13 protein-coding genes and 1 pseudogene are annotated in these 15,702 nt (G+C 66.5%); 7 read left to right on the top strand and 7 right to left on the bottom strand.

The genetic code is table 11. The annotated features are described in order from the left end of the window. Positions 1-144: 144 nt before the first annotated feature. Entirely contained in the window at positions 145-2,268 is a 2,124-nt protein-coding gene (locus ACFQB0_RS07920; protein ID WP_386729882.1) for an APC family permease, read from the bottom strand. A gap of 461 nt (positions 2,269-2,729) precedes the next feature. Between ACFQB0_RS07920 and ACFQB0_RS07915 the strand changes: the two genes are divergently transcribed. After that, positions 2,730-4,061 (top strand): heparan-alpha-glucosaminide N-acetyltransferase domain-containing protein, encoded by a 1,332-nt coding sequence (locus ACFQB0_RS07915; RefSeq protein WP_386729879.1) that lies wholly within the window; start codon positions 2,730-2,732, stop codon positions 4,059-4,061. Here ACFQB0_RS07915 and ACFQB0_RS07910 read toward each other — a convergent pair. From ACFQB0_RS07910 to yczE, 4 genes are all read right to left on the bottom strand, one after another. Beyond that, positions 4,023-4,631: a PadR family transcriptional regulator gene (locus tag ACFQB0_RS07910; RefSeq protein WP_386729876.1), complete on the bottom strand. Its 609-nt coding sequence runs from the start codon at positions 4,629-4,631 to the stop codon at positions 4,023-4,025. The two genes, ACFQB0_RS07915 and ACFQB0_RS07910, sit on opposite strands and share 39 nt — an antisense overlap. Beyond that, entirely contained in the window at positions 4,628-5,512 is an 885-nt protein-coding gene (locus ACFQB0_RS07905; RefSeq protein ID WP_386729874.1) for a DUF4097 family beta strand repeat-containing protein, read from the bottom strand. Before ACFQB0_RS07905 ends, ACFQB0_RS07910 begins: the two co-directional genes overlap by 4 nt. 270 nt (positions 5,513-5,782) lie before the next feature. Next, the gene (locus tag ACFQB0_RS07900) at positions 5,783-5,908 is read right to left on the bottom strand and encodes a hypothetical protein (RefSeq protein WP_386729871.1); all 126 of its coding nucleotides are present in this window, start codon (positions 5,906-5,908) and stop codon (positions 5,783-5,785) included. Positions 5,909-5,921: 13 nt separating this feature from the next. Next, positions 5,922-6,620: a membrane protein YczE gene (gene yczE, locus ACFQB0_RS07895; RefSeq protein WP_386729868.1), complete on the bottom strand. Its 699-nt coding sequence runs from the start codon at positions 6,618-6,620 to the stop codon at positions 5,922-5,924. Positions 6,621-6,682: 62 nt separating this feature from the next. On the opposite strand from yczE, the gene yczR reads away from it, so the two are divergent. From yczR to ACFQB0_RS07880, 3 genes and pseudogenes are all read left to right on the top strand, one after another. After that, positions 6,683-8,128, top strand: a complete 1,446-nt coding sequence (gene yczR / locus ACFQB0_RS07890) for a MocR-like transcription factor YczR (protein WP_386729865.1) — start codon at positions 6,683-6,685, stop codon at positions 8,126-8,128. Positions 8,129-8,328: 200 nt separating this feature from the next. After that, complete coding sequence (locus tag ACFQB0_RS07885; protein ID WP_386729862.1) at positions 8,329-11,496, top strand: efflux RND transporter permease subunit; 3,168 nt, start codon at positions 8,329-8,331, stop codon at positions 11,494-11,496. A 163-nt stretch (positions 11,497-11,659) separates the two neighbouring features. Next, positions 11,660-11,824 (top strand): annotated as a pseudogene (locus ACFQB0_RS07880) (formimidoylglutamase); the annotation flags it as partial. Positions 11,825-12,072: 248 nt separating this feature from the next. On the opposite strand, the gene ACFQB0_RS07875 reads toward ACFQB0_RS07880, so the two are convergent. Further along, positions 12,073-12,537: a hypothetical protein gene (locus tag ACFQB0_RS07875; RefSeq protein WP_386729859.1), complete on the bottom strand. Its 465-nt coding sequence runs from the start codon at positions 12,535-12,537 to the stop codon at positions 12,073-12,075. A 408-nt stretch (positions 12,538-12,945) separates the two neighbouring features. After that, on the bottom strand, positions 12,946-14,148 hold the full coding sequence (gene hutI / locus ACFQB0_RS07870; RefSeq protein WP_386729856.1) for an imidazolonepropionase: 1,203 nt from the start codon (positions 14,146-14,148) through the stop codon (positions 12,946-12,948). A gap of 298 nt (positions 14,149-14,446) precedes the next feature. Here hutI and ACFQB0_RS07865 point away from each other — a divergent pair, with 298 nt between their 5' ends. From ACFQB0_RS07865 to ACFQB0_RS07855, 3 genes are all read left to right on the top strand, one after another. After that, positions 14,447-14,950 (top strand): SixA phosphatase family protein, encoded by a 504-nt coding sequence (locus ACFQB0_RS07865; RefSeq protein ID WP_386729854.1) that lies wholly within the window; start codon positions 14,447-14,449, stop codon positions 14,948-14,950. Positions 14,951-15,071: 121 nt separating this feature from the next. Further along, positions 15,072-15,482 carry a hypothetical protein gene (locus ACFQB0_RS07860; protein ID WP_386729852.1) on the top strand — a complete coding sequence of 137 codons (411 nt, stop codon included), beginning with the start codon at positions 15,072-15,074 and terminating at the stop codon, positions 15,480-15,482. After that, positions 15,482-15,691 (top strand): helix-turn-helix transcriptional regulator, encoded by a 210-nt coding sequence (locus ACFQB0_RS07855; protein WP_386729849.1) that lies wholly within the window; start codon positions 15,482-15,484, stop codon positions 15,689-15,691. Before ACFQB0_RS07860 ends, ACFQB0_RS07855 begins: the two co-directional genes overlap by 1 nt. Positions 15,692-15,702 lie beyond the last annotated feature (11 nt).

Below are 15,702 nucleotides of genomic sequence, written 5' to 3'. Positions count from 1 at the left end.
CAGGGGAGGAATTGGGTAGCAGGGGAGGCCCAACTCAGGGGTCGGGGCCTCCGTTCCGTGCGAACGCCTCCCTTTCGGGTCGGCGGTGGTGCCTGCTTGCACTGCGGTGTCTGCTGTACTCCCTGTTTGCGCTTGCGGCGATGCCTACTTGCGCTTGCGGCGACGCGATGCCGACGGACGCGAGGTGGTCACTTTCGGAGGCTGCGCCTGCGGTGCGCCTCCGGCGACCGTCGCGGGTGCGATCGGTTTGCGCGGGACCGGGCGCACCGGCTCGCCACGACGGTCCTGGCCGGGGATGGGCCGCGAACGGCGCCCGTAGATGAGCTCCGAGGAGTCGAGCAGCCAGGGCACGAGCGCGATCGTCACACCGTGCACGAGCATGAGCTTCTGGCGCACGCGACGAGCCTTGTGGTTGTGCAGCAGGCTCTCCCACCAGTGCCCGACGATGTACTGGGGCATGTAGATCGTCGTGACCTCGGAGCCGAACTCTTCGCGGCGGCCCTTGATGTACTGGATGAGCGGATAGCTGAGATCGCGATACGGCGACGAGATGATGCGCAACGGAACCTGGATGTTCATGCGCACCCAGTCCTTCTTGAGTCGCTTCGTCTCGTCGTCGTCGATCGAGACGTGCACGGCCTCGAGACTCTCGTGACGGGCCGCGATCGCGTAGTCGATCGCCTTCAGCACCGGCTTCTGCATCTTGCCGACGAGCACGATCGCATGGTCGTGGGCCGAGCCGAACGTCGTGGTCGGGTCGACCTCGACCTCCTTCGCGACATCCCGGTAGTAGCGGCTCACGCCCAGCATGAGCATGAACAGGATCGGCATCATGAGGAACACGAGCCAGGCGCCGTGCGTGAACTTCGTGATCGTCACCACGAGCAGCACGACGGCGGTCATCCCGGCCCCGAGGGCATTGATCGCCAGGCCGCGCACGACCGAGCCGCGGTCGGCCTTGGGCTTTCTGAGTTCGAGGATCCAATGCCGCACCATGCCGATCTGCCCGACGGTGAATGACACGAAGACGCCGATGATGTACAGCTGGATCAGCACCGTGAGGTTCGCCTGGAAGACGATCAGGATGATCGCGGCCGCGAGGGCGAGCAGCACGACCCCGTTCGAGTAGATGAGGCGGTCGCCGCGGGTGCTGAGCGACTTCGGCGCGTAGCCGTCCTTCGCCAGCACCGATCCGAGCAAGGGGAACCCGTTGAACGCGGTGTTGGCCGCGAGCAGGAGCACGAGGGCGGTCGTCGCCTGGATGAGGAAGAAGGGAAAGGAATTGTTGCCGAAGGTCGCTGCGGCGACCTGGGCGATGAGGCTCCGCTGCGGCTCGGTCGCGCACCCTGCCCAGCCGATCAGATTGCACGGGTTCTCGGCGTAGTGCACGTGCGAGATGAGCGCGATCGCCGTGAGGCCGGCGAACAGAACGATGGCGATGCCACCCATGAGCACGAGGGTGCGCTGCGCGTTCTTGATCTTCGGGAGCCGGAATGCCGGCACGCCGTTCGAGATCGCTTCGACGCCGGTGAGCGCCGAGCATCCGCTCGCGAAGGAACGCAGCAGGAGCAGCACGATCGCGGCCTGCGTGAGCTGTTCGCCCCGCACGTCGAATCCGGCGGATTCCGCGATGGGCGCGTCTCCCATCAGAGTGCGGGTCAGACCGACGACGATCATGACGAAGACGCTGCCGATGAAGAGGTAGGTCGGCAGGGCGAAGGCTTTACTCGACTCGCTCACGCCGCGCAGGTTGATCGCCGCAAGGATGACGACGAACACGACGGCGATCTCCACGCGGAACGGGTTGAGCTCGGGAATCGCCGAGATGATGTTGTCGACGCCCGATGCGACCGATACCACGACGGTCATGACGTAGTCGACGAGCAATGCGGATGCCACGACGAGCCCGGCCTTCTCGCCGAGGTTCTTGTATGCGACTTCGTAGTCGCCGCCGCCGGAGGGGTACGCCTTGATGAGCTGCCGGTAGCTCGCGACGACGGTGACGAGCAGCACGATGACCGCAAGCGCGACCCACGGCGCGAAGGTGAGGAAGGAGAGGCCGCCGATCAGGAGGATCAGGACGAGTTCCTGCGGTGCATAGGCGACGGAGGAGAGCGGGTCGCTCGCGAAGATGGGCAGGGCGAGGTGCTTCGGAAGCAATTGGCCTTCGAGATACTCGCTCGGCAGCGGGTCGCCGATGATCCAGTGCTTCGCCGATTTGAGCTCAGGAGGAGGGGTAGTCCCGTCGTTCGTCACGGGGGTTGACATTACTCCCGCGCCGCGCGCTGTCAAGTTCCTTGTGGTCCCCTAACGGTTTCTTAACACGGCTGGACAGTCGGAAGTCGGGTCTCATGGCCGTCGAACGGCTTCGATCATTCGGGTGAGCGAGTCGCGCATGAGCCGCAGCTCATCGAGACTCATGCCGAGTCGTTCGATCACCTGCGGCGGGATGCGCAGTGCCTCGAGCCCAGCGCGGTCCCGGCGTCCGTCCCGTTCGTCGAGCGCCGTGAGTCCCGGTCATTGAACCTGCCGAAATGAAGCCGCCGACACCTGAGGAGCTGACTTCGACAGGCTCGATCGGCGGGTCGGCCCGTCGATCCGTGGACGGTCCCGTCGTTCGTGAACGGCTCCATCGTTGGAGCAGACGACGAGGAGGTTCGTCGGGCGATCCAAAGAATTACATAGACCGGATGATGCGCGCGGCGGGATCATCTGCCTACGGTTGATCAGTGAGCGCTTCTGAACTGACCTCATCCTCTCCATCCGGCCGCCGTCAGATGACCGGCCGCATCGTCGGCATCGATCTCGCCCGGTTTCTCGCTCTCGCCGGGATGATGGCCACTCATCTCTGGACAATACTGGCCGACGATCCTTCGGCGAGGACATGGTTGAGTGAGGTCTTGGCGGGTAAAGCTGCGGCGCTGTTCGCGCTGCTCGCCGGAGTGGGCATCGCCATCACGACGCGAGGCTATCTCGCCGCGGGTCGAGCGGCTTCGGCGCGTTGGGCGGTGTTCGGGCGCGGCTTTGCCCTCGTGCTCATCGGCATGACGCTCGGACTGGTGCCGGGCGGGATCATCGTGATCCTCGTGTACTACGGCGTCACATTCTGGTGCGTGATTCCCATGCTGCGCTGGTCGAACACCGTGCTCCTCGTCGTTGCCGCGGCCTGGGCGGGGTTATGGCCGTTCTTGTCGTCGCTCATCCGCAACGGTCTCGAGCAGCAGTCTGGGCTCGGCTCCGCGAACTGGGCGAAACTCGATGATCCGGCTGGGTTCGTGCGCGGACTCCTCGTGACTGGCGCCTATCCGGTGGCCACCTGGGTGGTCTACACGATGGTGGGCATCGTCGTCGGCCGGCTCGTGCTGGCTGCCAACAGGCAGCAGGCCAGGCATGCGCTCGGATTCCGTCTCGTCGTCGTCGGCTCGGCGCTCGCGGCGGCCGCCTTAGGGCTGAGTCTTCTGCTGCTCGGCCCGCTCGGCGGGATCGACAACATCGCATCCACCCTGCCGAGCCTCCCCGAGTACCCCAATCCTCAGGAGAGTGCGCGGATGTTCGTCTACGGCGCGATGGTAGGGACCGTTCCAGGGGGAAGCATCTGGTGGCTGGCCTCTCCAGCCCCGCACAGCGGCACCTTCTTCGACCTGGCGATCACCAGCGGCATCGCTGTTGCCACGATAGGACTCTGCCTTCTCGTCGGCGCGATGCTCCGCCCGCTGGCTCGGCGCATCCTCTCGCCGGTGTCCAGCGCCGGGTCCGCGCCGCTCACGGTATATGTTCTGCACGTGGTCATCGTCGGGGCGGTGACGGGGCGTTATTACGAGACCGGGATTCCCGAGGGTGTCGTTCCCTGGGACTATTCGAGTCTGGAGCTCTGGCTGCTTCACATCGCGGGCGCGCTCGTCATCGGAACGCTGCTCGTCCTGCTCGGCCGGCGCGGCCCGCTCGAAACGCTCGTGAGCTGGGTGGGCAAGCAGGCCGCGCGCCTCGGTCGTCGGCCGGCCGGCGCGGATGCCTCTGCGGAGCTACCTCCCACCGAGCGAGGCGAGCACGTCGGCGCGTAGTTGCGCGAGCCGTAGTCGCAGCGTATCGACCGTCTCGGCGGGCACCCGGGACCGGGCGGCGTGGGTGCGCAGATCGGTGCGCACCTGCTGACGAAACTCGTTGAGAACGAGGTCAGCGTCGTGCAGGACGCGGTTCGACTCGGCGTGCAGGTTGACGGATGCCGCCGACTTCGACGAGCGCTTGGACTCCCGCGCTGCGCTCGCCAGGTCGGCGCGCAGGCTCCGCATCGCCTCGTTCACGCCGGCCCGCACCTCGTCGGCCAGGCGCCGCACCGAGTCGGTGAGCTCGTCTTCGATGGACCCGAGCTCGCCCTCGCGGACCGTGAGTTCGGCGCGTCCGGCATCCGTGATCGAATAGGTCGACTTGCGTCCGTCCGACTCCTTGGTGACGAGGCCTTCCTCGTCGAGCTTCGCGAGGCGCGGATAGATCGTTCCGGCGCTCGGACTATATGTGCCGCCGAAGCGCTCGCTCAATGCCTGGATGAGCTCGTAGCCGTGCCGTGGCCGCTCGGCGAGCAGGCTCAGCAGGTAGAGCCGCAGCTTGCCGTGGGCGAAGACGGGGGGAGTCATTCCGTGTCCTCGCCGGCGGGGGAAGCGTCGTCTGTGGCGCCAGCGGAGGCTGATCCGTCCCGAACCGTCGGGCCGCTCGGGGAGCGCCGCACGACGGAGATGTCCCCCGAGACCGAGTTTGCGGCAAGGTCGAGCCATTCGCCCTCGAGTTCGCCGACGACGCGGTCGAAGCCCTTGCCGAGGGTGCCCTTGATCGTGATGTCGTCGAGGTGGAGCGTGCCCGAGACGGTGTTCACGCGATAGCGTTCCCCGCGTCCAGGATCGAGGCGCAGGGTGAGGTCGCCCGAGACGGTGTTGGTGTTGACCGTTGACGGGGTGCCGGTGATGTCGAGGACCATGTTGCCCGAGACGCCGTCAGCGTTGAAGGTGGTGATCGCCCCGCTCGCTGTGATGTCGCCCGAGACCGTGTGAGCCACGATCTTGCCGCGGTGGTTGCGCACCGAGATCTCGCCACTCACGCCGTTGAGTTCGAGCTCTCCTGCCATGTCGTCGACGACGATCTCACCGGTGACGGTGTTGAGCTTGGCGTCGGTCTCGAACCCGGTGACGAGGGCATCGGCCGAGACGACTCCGAGTTTGATGGCGACATCGCGGGGCACGAGCACGCTTACCTCGGCCTTGGCGTTGCCGCGGAATCCCTTGAAGACCTCCACGAAGTTGTCCCAGCGCAACTGTGGATGATCGATCTCGAGGGTGTCGCCGTCGATCTCGATCTTGAGTTCCTTGCCGCTGACCGCGTGGACTTCGACGCGGGCACCTGGCTCCTCGTGCGCGACCACATCGATCTTTCCGCCAATGAGTCCTACCTTGAGCTTGCGCACGACCTCGAGGTCGATGACCTTGCTCTGACCGGGCGCGACCACCCATTTCTCGATTGCCATCGTTTCTCCTCTGTCGGGGTGTCCGCGACGGCTCGGCGCTGGAGCCACGGATACCGGAATCCTCTTATTCGCGATATATCGCGTCTATTCGTAACTCACGATATATCGCGTTTTTGGATTCCGCAACCCTCGTCGCGGCGCGTTTGCGTCGTCTGGAGCGGAGGACTTCGCACGCGCGGGAGGCCCTTCTTCGCGATTGCGGTCTCCGCTTCCGCCGAAGGCCTCCCCTGCGGTTGCGCTCGGCTGTTCACGCCGCTCTCGTGGCCTGTGTCAGTCGACGCGACGCGACGGCTGCCGACGGTAGCCGTCGCGCCAGGTGACCGTCACCGTCGCGACGATGCCCCAGATCGCCACGATGCCGAGAAAGCAGAGGAATGCGAAGAGGGCGGTGGTCATGTTCTGGTCTCCTTCAGATCGCGGGGGAGTCGAGCACGGCCGGTGCTCCGGGTGCGGTCGAGCCTTCGAGCTCGGCCTCTGTTGCGTCCGCGGCGGCGGCGCGAGGCAGGCGGACGGCAAAGAGCGGGATCGTCCACTGGCACAGCGGGCCGATGAGCAGCGCGAAAGCGAGCGTTCCGAGGCCGACGTTCCCGCCGAGAAGCCAGCCGGCGGCAAGGACGACGACCTCGACGATCGTGCGGCCGACCCAGATCGGCCATCCGGTGCTCCGGTGGATCCCCGTCATGAGGCCGTCGCGCGGGCCGGGGCCGAAGTGGCTGCCGATGTACAGGCCGCTCGCGACGGCGAGCAGAAGGAGGCCAGCTGTGAAGACGAGGATTTGCTGCCAGGGCTCTGTAGCCGGATGGATGAGCCAGAGCCCGAGTTCGATGCTCGGGCCGATGAGGAGGATGTTCAGCACCGTCCCGATGCCGGGCCGCTGGCGCAGGGGGATCCAGAGCAGGAGCACGAGGAGGCCGATGACGTTCGTGAGCCAGCCGATGCCGATGCCGGTGCGCAGTGAGACGCCCTGCGCGAAGACCGTCCAGGGATCGACCCCGACCGCCGCGCGGATCATAAGGGCGTCAGCGAGGCCATAGAGAACGAGACCGATGAACAATTGCGTGGCTCGTCGTGGCAGGAGCAAGCGACTGGAGGCGATGACAGTGGGCATAGAAGCAATCCAATTTCATGATTGGCTCTTGCGTATATAGCCAATTCATCTAAAGTGGCTATATGGCGGGTACCCAGCTCAGCGCGCGAACCCTCGCATCCCTTCTCGGCGACTGGCGCGATTCCGGTGCCGCCTATGCCTCCCTGGCCGATCGCATCCGCTTGCTCGTGATCGACGGACGCGTTCCCGTAGACAGTCGGCTCCCGGCCGAGCGCGAGCTGGCCGAACGCCTGAGCCTCAGCCGAACGACCGTGACGGCCGCCTATCGCCGGCTGCGGGATGCGGGCTTTCTCAGCAGCGTGCGCGGCTCCGGGAGCGTCACCCGCCTCGCCGGCGCCCCGACCATGTTGTCCGTTCCGGGCGACGGCGGATTCCTCGACCTGAGCAAGGCGACGATGCCTGCCTTGCCCGGCCTCGTCGACGCCGCGCGTCGTGGGCTCGATCAGCTGCCCTGTCACCTCGGCGGCCCAGGCTTCGATCCCGTCGGCACGCCGGAACTGCGCGCCATCATCGCCGACCGTTACACGGCCCGCGGTCTGCCGACCCGATCCGACCAGATCATGGTGACGATCGGCGCACAGCATGCCATCGCGCTGCTCGCCCGCACCCTCATTGGCCGGGGCGACCGCGCCCTCATCGAGCAGCCCACCTATCCGCACGCCTACGAAGCCTTGCGGGCGGCGGGAGCCCGGCTCGTGCCCGTGAGCGTCACCGCGGACCCGGACGCCTCCGCGGGCGGCGGCGCCGAGGGATGGGACGTCACCGAGATCGAGCGGGCCATCCGACGCACCAATCCTGCCATGGGATATCTCATGCCCGACTTTCACAACCCGACCGGTCGCTCGATGTCCGCCGGGCAGCGCGAGCGCGTGCTGGCCGTAGCGGCCCGGCAGGGCACCGTCGTCGTCGCGGATGAGACCACGGCCGAGCTGAACATCGATCGAGAGGATTCCCCGCTGCCCATGGCCGCCTATGGCGATGCCGTGCTCATCGGATCGGTGGGCAAGACGGTGTGGGGCGGACTGCGGGTGGGGTGGATCCGCGCCGAGCAAGCGCTCATCCGCAAACTCATCGGAGTGCGGGCACCGAACGATCTGGGCACTCCGATCCTCGAACAGCTCGTCGTCACGGAACTCCTCGGCCGTATGGGCGAGATCCTGCCGTTGCGCCGTGAGCAGTTGCGCGCCGGACGTGATCGTCTCGAGAGTCTGCTCGTCGCACGCTTCCCGGAATGGCGGGTTCCGCATGTGCATGGTGGTCTCGCCACCTGGATCAACCTCGGTTCGCCTGTGAGCTCTCAGCTCGCCCTCGCCGCACGCAGTCACGGCCTGCTGATAGCGGCCGGTCCACGATTCGGCATCGACGGGGCCTTCGAGCGCTTCCTTCGTGTTCCGCTCTGCTATCCCGTCGAAGAGACGGAGCGTGGGGTCGACGCCCTCGAGGCGGCCTGGGGCTCGCTGCTGCGGCATCCGGTGCCCGAAACGGGCTACCTGGCCGACGTCGTCTGAACATGCTCGAACGGCGACCTGACGCCGCAACCCTCGAGGCGTCGACGGCGTTCGCAGCGCTGCGGCATCGACCAGCTTCGATGTTGTCGAGAGAATATCGCCGGATCGGCGCGGTCGTCTAAGGCTCGATCCAGTCGTAGCACCTCCCGAAGGGGGCGATGTTCAGCCGGCCGTTACATGACCAATGACATACTGAGCGCGTGCATCTCCTCGCCGTCCTCAGCATGAAGAACCGTGCCCTCATCGCCCTCGTCACCGTCGTCGTGGCGGTCTTCGGCGGTATCGCTCTCACCAGCCTGAAACAGGAGCTGGCGCCGTCCATCAGCTTTCCGCAACTCGTCGTGATGACGCAGTATCCAGGCGCGGCGCCCGAGGTCGTCAACGACGACGTCTCGAGCCCGATCGAGAGCGCGATCCGGGGGATCGCGGGCCTCGAGTCGACGTCGACGACGAGCACCACCAACCTCTCGATCGTCAATGCCACCTTCGCCTATGGCACGAACCTGTCGACGGTCGAACAGAAGATGACATCGGCGATCAACCGGATCAAGTCACGGTTGCCTGAGAGTGTCGACCCTCAGGTGATCAGCGCGAGTTTCGACGACTTCCCGGTGCTCCAGATCGCGGTCACGGGTGCTGACGACGCGAGCACGCTCTCCGACGAGCTCAAGCGCACGACCCTCGGCGAGATCCAGGATGTCGACGGTGTGCGCGAGGCTGCCCTCGTCGGCGACGTCGGCAAGCGGGTGACGATCACACCGGATGTCGCCGAACTTGTCGCATCGGGGCTCACGAGCCAGGCCATTCGCGACGCGCTCCAACAGAACGGTGTGCTGATCCCGGCCGGGTCGATCACGCAGAACGACAAGACCCTCTCCGTTCAGGCGGGCTCCAAGCTTGCTTCAGTCGACGACATCGCCGGGCTTCCGCTCGTCTCGAAGACGGTCGCCCCCGGCGGAACGCGGATGATCGGCGATGTGGCGTCCGTCGCCGTGACCGGCAACCCCGTGACGAGCATCTCGCGCGTCGACGGGAAGCCGGCTCTCACGATCGCGGTGACCAAGCTGCCTGCCGCAAACACCGTCGAGGTGTCGAAAGCGGTGCGCGCGATCCTGCCCGACCTCGAGGCGTCGCTCCAGACGACCAATCCCGGTGCTACGCTCACCGTGGTCTTCGATCAGGCTCCGTTCATTCAGCAGTCCATCGATTCGCTCGCGACCGAGGGTCTGCTCGGCCTCTTCTTCGCCGTGATCGTGATTCTTGTGTTCCTGCTGTCGGTGCGTGCGACGCTCGTGACCGCGATCTCGATCCCGACCTCGGTGCTCATCACCTTCATCGGGTTGCAGGTCGCCGACTACACGCTCAACATTCTGACGCTCGGTGCGCTGACGATCGCGATCGGGCGTGTCGTCGACGATTCCATCGTGGTCATCGAGAACATCAAGCGGCACCTCGTCGACGGGGTCGACCGTGGGTCGACGATCGTGCGTGCCGTGAGGGAGGTGGCCGGCGCGATCACGGCGTCGACGATCACGACGGTCGCCGTCTTCCTGCCGGTCGCCCTTGTCGAGGGCGTGACGGGCGAGTTGTTCCGGCCGTTCTCGCTCACGGTGACGATCGCCTTGCTCGCCTCGCTCTTCGTCGCGCTCACGATCGTGCCCGTGCTCGCCTACTGGTTCCTGCGGCCGGCGCTGCGTCACAAGCATGCGGGCGAGTCGACCGAGGCGCTCGAAGTCGAGGACGGCGTCGACGAGCTCGAACACCCGAGCCGGCTGCAGCTCGGCTACCTGCCGATCATCCGCTGGACCCTCAGGCACTCCGTGGTCACGATCGTCGTCGCACTGCTCGTGCTGGGCGGAACGGTCGCGCTCACCCCCCTCATGAAGACGAACTTTCTCGGCGACAGCGGTCAGAACACCTTCCGGGTGTCGCAGACGCTTCCGGTGGGCACGAGTCTCGAGGCGATGGACGCCGCGTCGAAAGAGGTCGAGCAGGTCATCCGCGGCGCGACCGGGGTCGAGATCGTGCAGACCTCGATCGGCTCGAGCGGTAGCCCCCTGCGCGACGCCTTCTCCGGCGGCGGCTCCGGCGCGATCACCTACTCGGTCACGACCGACGAGAATGCCAACCAGGTCGCGCTCCAGGACGAGGTGCGCGCCTCGCTCGGCAGGCTTGGCGATGTCGGCGAGATCTCGATCGCGGCGTCGAGCGGTTTCGGGGCGTCGAGCGATATAGAGGTCGACGTGACGGCGTCGAACCAGGAGGACCTCTCTGCGGCGACGGATGCCGTGCTCGCCAAGGTCTCCGAGCTGTCGAGCATCAAGCAGGCCAGCTCCAACCTCGCCGAGTCGCGACCGTACATCGGTGTGGTGGTCAACCGTGCGTCCGCCGCATCCGTCGGCTACAGCGAGGTCGCGCTCGGAGGTCTCGTCGCCCAGGCCATGCAGCCCTCATCGGTGGGCTCGGTCGTGATCGACGAGACCTCGCTCACGATCTACATCGCAACGGAGACGCCGCCGGCGACCGAGGCCGAGCTCGCGGCGTTGCAGATCCCCACCCCGGCCGGCCCCGTCGCCCTCGACACTCTCGCGACGGTATCTCAGGTCGACGGACCCGCATCGATCACGACGGTGCGGGGCTTGCGCAGCGCGACCGTCTCGGCGACACCGGACAGCGACAACCTCGGCACGGCGAGCACCGACGTGCAGCGGGCCGTGAACGCTGCCGGGTTGCCGAACGGCGCATCCGCCTCCCTTGGCGGGGTGACGGCCGACCAAGGCGACGCTTTCTCGCAGCTGGGTATCGCACTGCTCGTCGCGATTCTCATCGTCTACATCGTGATGGTGGCGACGTTCCGCTCGCTGCTGCAGCCGCTGTTGCTGCTCGTGTCGGTGCCGTTCGCCGCGACAGGCGCGATCGCGCTGCAGGTCTTGACGGGAATCCCGCTCGGAGTGGCTTCGCTCATCGGCGTGCTCATGCTCATCGGCATCGTCGTGACGAACGCGATCGTGCTCGTCGACCTCGTGAACCAGTACCGTCGCCGAGGGATGTCGGTGGAGGACGCGCTCGTGCACGGCGCATCCCGTCGTCTGCGGCCGATCCTCATGACGGCCCTCGCGACGATCTTCGCACTGCTGCCGATGGCCATCGGGCTCACCGGGCACGGCGGCTTCATCTCGCAGCCGCTCGCGCTCGTCGTGATCGGCGGACTGGTCTCCTCGACAGCTCTCACCCTCGTGGTGCTGCCCGTGCTCTACAAGTTGGTTGAGGGTGGAAGGGAGCGCAGAACGGCCAAGCGCGCCTCTCGCGGCGCGACCCAGGCCGATGCCGACGACGCGGCCGAGCTCGTTCAGCCCTTCGTGGACTGAGCGCTCGTCCTGTCACTCGACATGACGCAGACCGTCGACCGATCCGCCTCGGCGACAGTTCGCGACATCAGAGTGTGCGGAGCGACCGGAGGCGACGGCGACGATCGTTCCGACATCCGACATCCGAGATGGTGTCGGGTGGGTGCCCGTCCTCCTGGCATCAGCCTACGAGCTCCGCGTAGCCGCCCGTGCGGCCGGAGCCGACCCGTGTGTCGGGTCGGTCGACATCGCCGAGGTCGATGCCACAGCCGATGCGGAGGACGGACGCACGGTGCGTCTCGCAGCACTGTGCGTTCTCGAGGTCGCGGCCGGCGTCGCCCTGCGCTGAGCCTCGCCGCTCGAGTCCGATCCTGTTCGAGTCTCGCGGCCGACGGCCGCTACTTCACCTGCTATTCCATCGTGATGCAGCCAGCCATGACCACCTCTTCGAGATCCACGGCCGGATGCCCCTCCTCATCCCTTCCGACTGCACACGCGAGTGGCCGACAAGCGATGAGCCGGCTCGATCACTCACGGAAGCGGCGCTTCAGGCTGCCCACCCTTTATCGCACGTGTCAACGTCCACCTGGCTGCCGCTCAGTGACGCCGCTGTGGCTCCGGGAACGCCTCAGCGCCGGGCCGCCGCCTCCATTGCCGAGCGTCGTGTCGAGGCACCACAGCCGGCAGCGCAAGCACCGTGAATCCACAGAGAACGATGAACACCGGGGCGGCCGTGGCCACGAGCGAGCAGTACGCACTCGGACTGTCGAACGGGCCGGCCAGGTCGCCGGAGATCACGCCTGCGCTTGGAAGGCTGGACAACGCAGCATCGAGCAGCACGCTGCCGAACGGTGTGAGCAACCAGGCCATGAACCACGCCAGGCACATGACGGCGCTGACCTGAACCCGCGTTTTCGCGACAGTCGGCCGCTCTCTGAGAGCAGTGAAGGCTGCGCCCGCCCCAATGACGAGCGCAACCGGGACCACTCCGAGGACGACATACAGAAAGAAGATGCTCACACCCGGGGCGAAGAGGAACGGCAGGCCCCCGAACGCCGTCACTCCCAGAATCGGGAGCGCGACCGCCAGGGTCCGCTTTCCAAGCGACAGATGAGCGGCCGGGCTAGCTTCAGCTGGCCCGTTGATGTTGTCGGTCCCGGCGATGATCTATTCCCTTAGTAGTTGGGATTCTGGGCCAACTTCAGCCACTGCCACCACACAATGTTCGTGTAGGTCCCTGCGAGTTCCCTTGGGAAGCTGGTCTGGCGCGTGCGGGATGCATTCTTGAGGGGCCCGTCGAGATTACATCTGCGCTGCTTGACGTTTCTTTGCGATGGTAGGCCGTGACGCCTTCGTGGGACGCTCGGGGCAGGCGCCGGGGCGGGGGCAGGACAGTCAAGGAAACCACGCTTCGCCGATCCGGCCGGGCTATCGAGCTCTAACGCAACGATGTGTTGCATTTACGGCGGCTCAGCGGGAGGAGTGCTCCACGCGCGGGATGCCGTCCTTCCAGACACGCGAGATCAGTGGCACGCCCGGTCGGTAGGCCAGGTGCACGTAGGACGGCGTCTTCAATTGCACCAGGTCGGCCCGGGCGCCGGGCGACAGTCGGCCCACATCCGTGCGCCGAAGGGCCTGTGCACCGCCTGCGGTCGCCGCCCAGACCGCTTCGGCCGGGGTCATGCCCATCTCGCGCACGGCCAGGGCGATGCAGAACGGCATCGAGGAGGTGAAGCTCGACCCCGGGTTGGTGTCGCAGGCGATCGCCACGGTGACCCCGGCATCGATCAGCCGTCGCGCATTCGGATAGGGCTGCCGGGTCGAGAACTCGACGCCGGGCAGCAGGGTCGCGACGGTCTCGGAGCCGGAGAGGGCGGCGACATCCTCGTCGTCCAGATAGGTGCAGTGGTCGACGGACGCCGCACCGAGCTCGACCGCGAGCCGCACCCCCGCGCCCGGCCCGAGCTGACTCGCGTGCACACGCGGACTCAGTCCGGCGGCCATGCCGGCTTCGAGCACTCTCTTGCTCTGCTCAACCGTGAACGCGCCTGTCTCGCAGAAGACGTCGATCCATCTCGAGTGCGGTGCACAGGCGGTGAGCATCTCGCCCACGACGAGGTCGAGGTAGTCGTCGGCGCGGCCGGCGAACTCGGCCGGGACGACGTGCGCTCCGAGGAAGGTGACCTCGTCGGTCACCATCGCGGCCAGGCGAACGAGCCGGGCCTCGTCGGCGGCCGAGAGTCCGTAGCCGCTCTTGACCTCGATGGTCGTCGTGCCCTGCGCGATCATCTCCTCGACGAAGCCGTGCAAACGCGCGAGCAGCTCGTTGTCGGTCGCTGCCCGTGTGGCCGCGACGGTCGAACGGATACCGCCCGCCTCATAGGGGCGCCCGGCCATCCGAGCCTCGAACTCGGCGGAGCGGTCGCCGCCGAACACGAGATGGCTGTGGCTGTCGACGAAGCCGGGGATCACGGCCGAGCCGCGCATGCTCGTGACGTCGGCGGAGTCGAGCATGGCAGCCGGGATCTCGGACGAGGCGCCGACCCACGCGACGCGACCGTCCTGGATGAGCAGCGCGGCATCCCGGAGCTCGCCCGTCTTCTCGCCGGCACCTCCGAGGCGGGGGTCGTTCGTGACGAGCAGCCCGATGTCGCTGAGCAGTGCGGCGGTCATGGCCTCTCCCATTCTTCGCGCCGGGATGCCCGATTCACGGTGCGCGCATCGACGTCCAAGAAATCGAGTATCTCAATGGTGTCACGGATCGCGGATCCAGGATCGGAGTGCGCGGGTTGCGCTCGCGGGCGATCTCGATGGCACGGTGGTCGGAGCGATCGACGGCCCGCGTCCGTCGATCCGGCCGAGGCGGATGGCGCCGCCACGCACTCGATGGACGGATGAGGCGTCCGCTGGTCTCGCGCTGCGTTGCTCGGAGTCGTAGCGTTGGAGGCGCCACGACGAGAAGAGGTGCTCAGTGAGGACGCTCGTGCTGATCCGCCATGCCAAGTCGAGTTGGGATACGGTCGGGCTCGCCGACCACGACCGGCCGCTGAACGACCGAGGCAGGAGAGACGCCCCGCGCATGGGTCGGCGGCTTGCCCGGCGAGGCACCGTGCCTGATCTGATCGTCACGAGTTCCGCGGTGCGGGCGCGTTCGACCGCGGAACTCATCGCGAGCGAGCTCGGCGCGGGCACCGTCGTCGAAGCTGCTCGTATCGCCGTCGACGAGCGGCTCTATGCCAGCTCGGTCGAAGAACTCGCCCTGGTCATCCGCTCGCTCGACGACGATCTCGGGTGTGTCGCGCTCGTCGGGCACAATCCCGAGATTTCCGAGCTTGCTCGCCGCTTCTCGAACGAGATCGACGAGATGCCGACGACCGCCGTGGTGGAACTCTCATTCGACCTCGCCTCTTGGGCAGACTTCGGGGTGACCGCTCCGACGATGGTGCTGTTCGACTCGCCGCGGAGGTCGCAGTAAGCATCTCGGTCGCGGTGGGCGTCGACGATCGACCGGGCTAGGCACGCGAACTACTGTAAAGGTAGCTTGACAGTGGCCCGTCTGTGTGTAAAGCTACCTCTACAAAATCGAAGGGGTGGATATGGCGAGGAGATGGCTGGCGGTCGGTGTGATCGCGATCGTGGCGGGCGTCGGTATCGGGCTGCTTGCAGGTGCGTTCACGCCGAGCACGAACAACTACTGGATCAGCGCAATCGCGAGCGGTGCGATCGGTGCACTCGGAGCCGGAGCGGTCGCCTGGGCGCTCCTCGTAGCCCCGCACGACGCGACGGTGAAGCTTGCGCAAGCAGAGAACTCGATCGAAAGGTCCTGGACGATGCAGGCATCCGCCGGAGCGTTCACCGACACGATCATCGTTCTCGGGGTCATGCTGAGCATCGTGAGCATCACGGGGTTGAGCATCGACACACGCACCGCCATCAGCGTGCCGCTCGTCATCGGCCTGCTCGACATGGCCATCCGGCGGCAGTGGCTGCAGTCGCGGCAGTCGTGATGCTGAACTCGGTCCTCCAGCGACGCCAGGAAGCCGGGTGGTCGCAGCAGCGACTGGCTGAGCTTCTCGGCGTCTCGCGCCAGACGATCATCTCCATCGAACGCGGTCGTTACGACCCCAGTCTCGACCTGGCCTTCAAGCTCGCCGTCACTTTCGAGTGCGCCATCGAGGACCTCTTCTCCCCCGAGCTCGATGCTGGGCGGCGGTGACCGTCACGGTT

Source organism: Luethyella okanaganae, from assembly GCF_042660285.1.
Lineage (GTDB): Bacteria > Actinomycetota > Actinomycetes > Actinomycetales > Microbacteriaceae > Luethyella > Luethyella okanaganae.
This window is presented reverse-complemented; position numbering and strand designations above follow the sequence as displayed.

Coding starts and splice junctions, on each gene's coding strand:
- ACFQB0_RS07920 (WP_386729882.1), bottom strand. CDS start 2,268: ATGTCAACCCCCGTGACGAACGACGGGACTACCCCTCCTCCTGAGCTC.
- ACFQB0_RS07910 (WP_386729876.1), bottom strand. CDS start 4,631: ATGACTCCCCCCGTCTTCGCCCACGGCAAGCTGCGGCTCTACCTGCTG.
- ACFQB0_RS07905 (WP_386729874.1), bottom strand. CDS start 5,512: ATGGCAATCGAGAAATGGGTGGTCGCGCCCGGTCAGAGCAAGGTCATC.
- ACFQB0_RS07900 (WP_386729871.1), bottom strand. CDS start 5,908: ATGACCACCGCCCTCTTCGCATTCCTCTGCTTTCTCGGCATCGTGGCG.
- yczE (WP_386729868.1), bottom strand. CDS start 6,620: ATGCCCACTGTCATCGCCTCCAGTCGCTTGCTCCTGCCACGACGAGCC.
- yczR (WP_386729865.1), top strand. CDS start 6,683: ATGGCGGGTACCCAGCTCAGCGCGCGAACCCTCGCATCCCTTCTCGGC.
- hutI (WP_386729856.1), bottom strand. CDS start 14,148: ATGACCGCCGCACTGCTCAGCGACATCGGGCTGCTCGTCACGAACGAC.
- ACFQB0_RS07860 (WP_386729852.1), top strand. CDS start 15,072: ATGGCGAGGAGATGGCTGGCGGTCGGTGTGATCGCGATCGTGGCGGGC.
- ACFQB0_RS07855 (WP_386729849.1), top strand. CDS start 15,482: ATGCTGAACTCGGTCCTCCAGCGACGCCAGGAAGCCGGGTGGTCGCAG.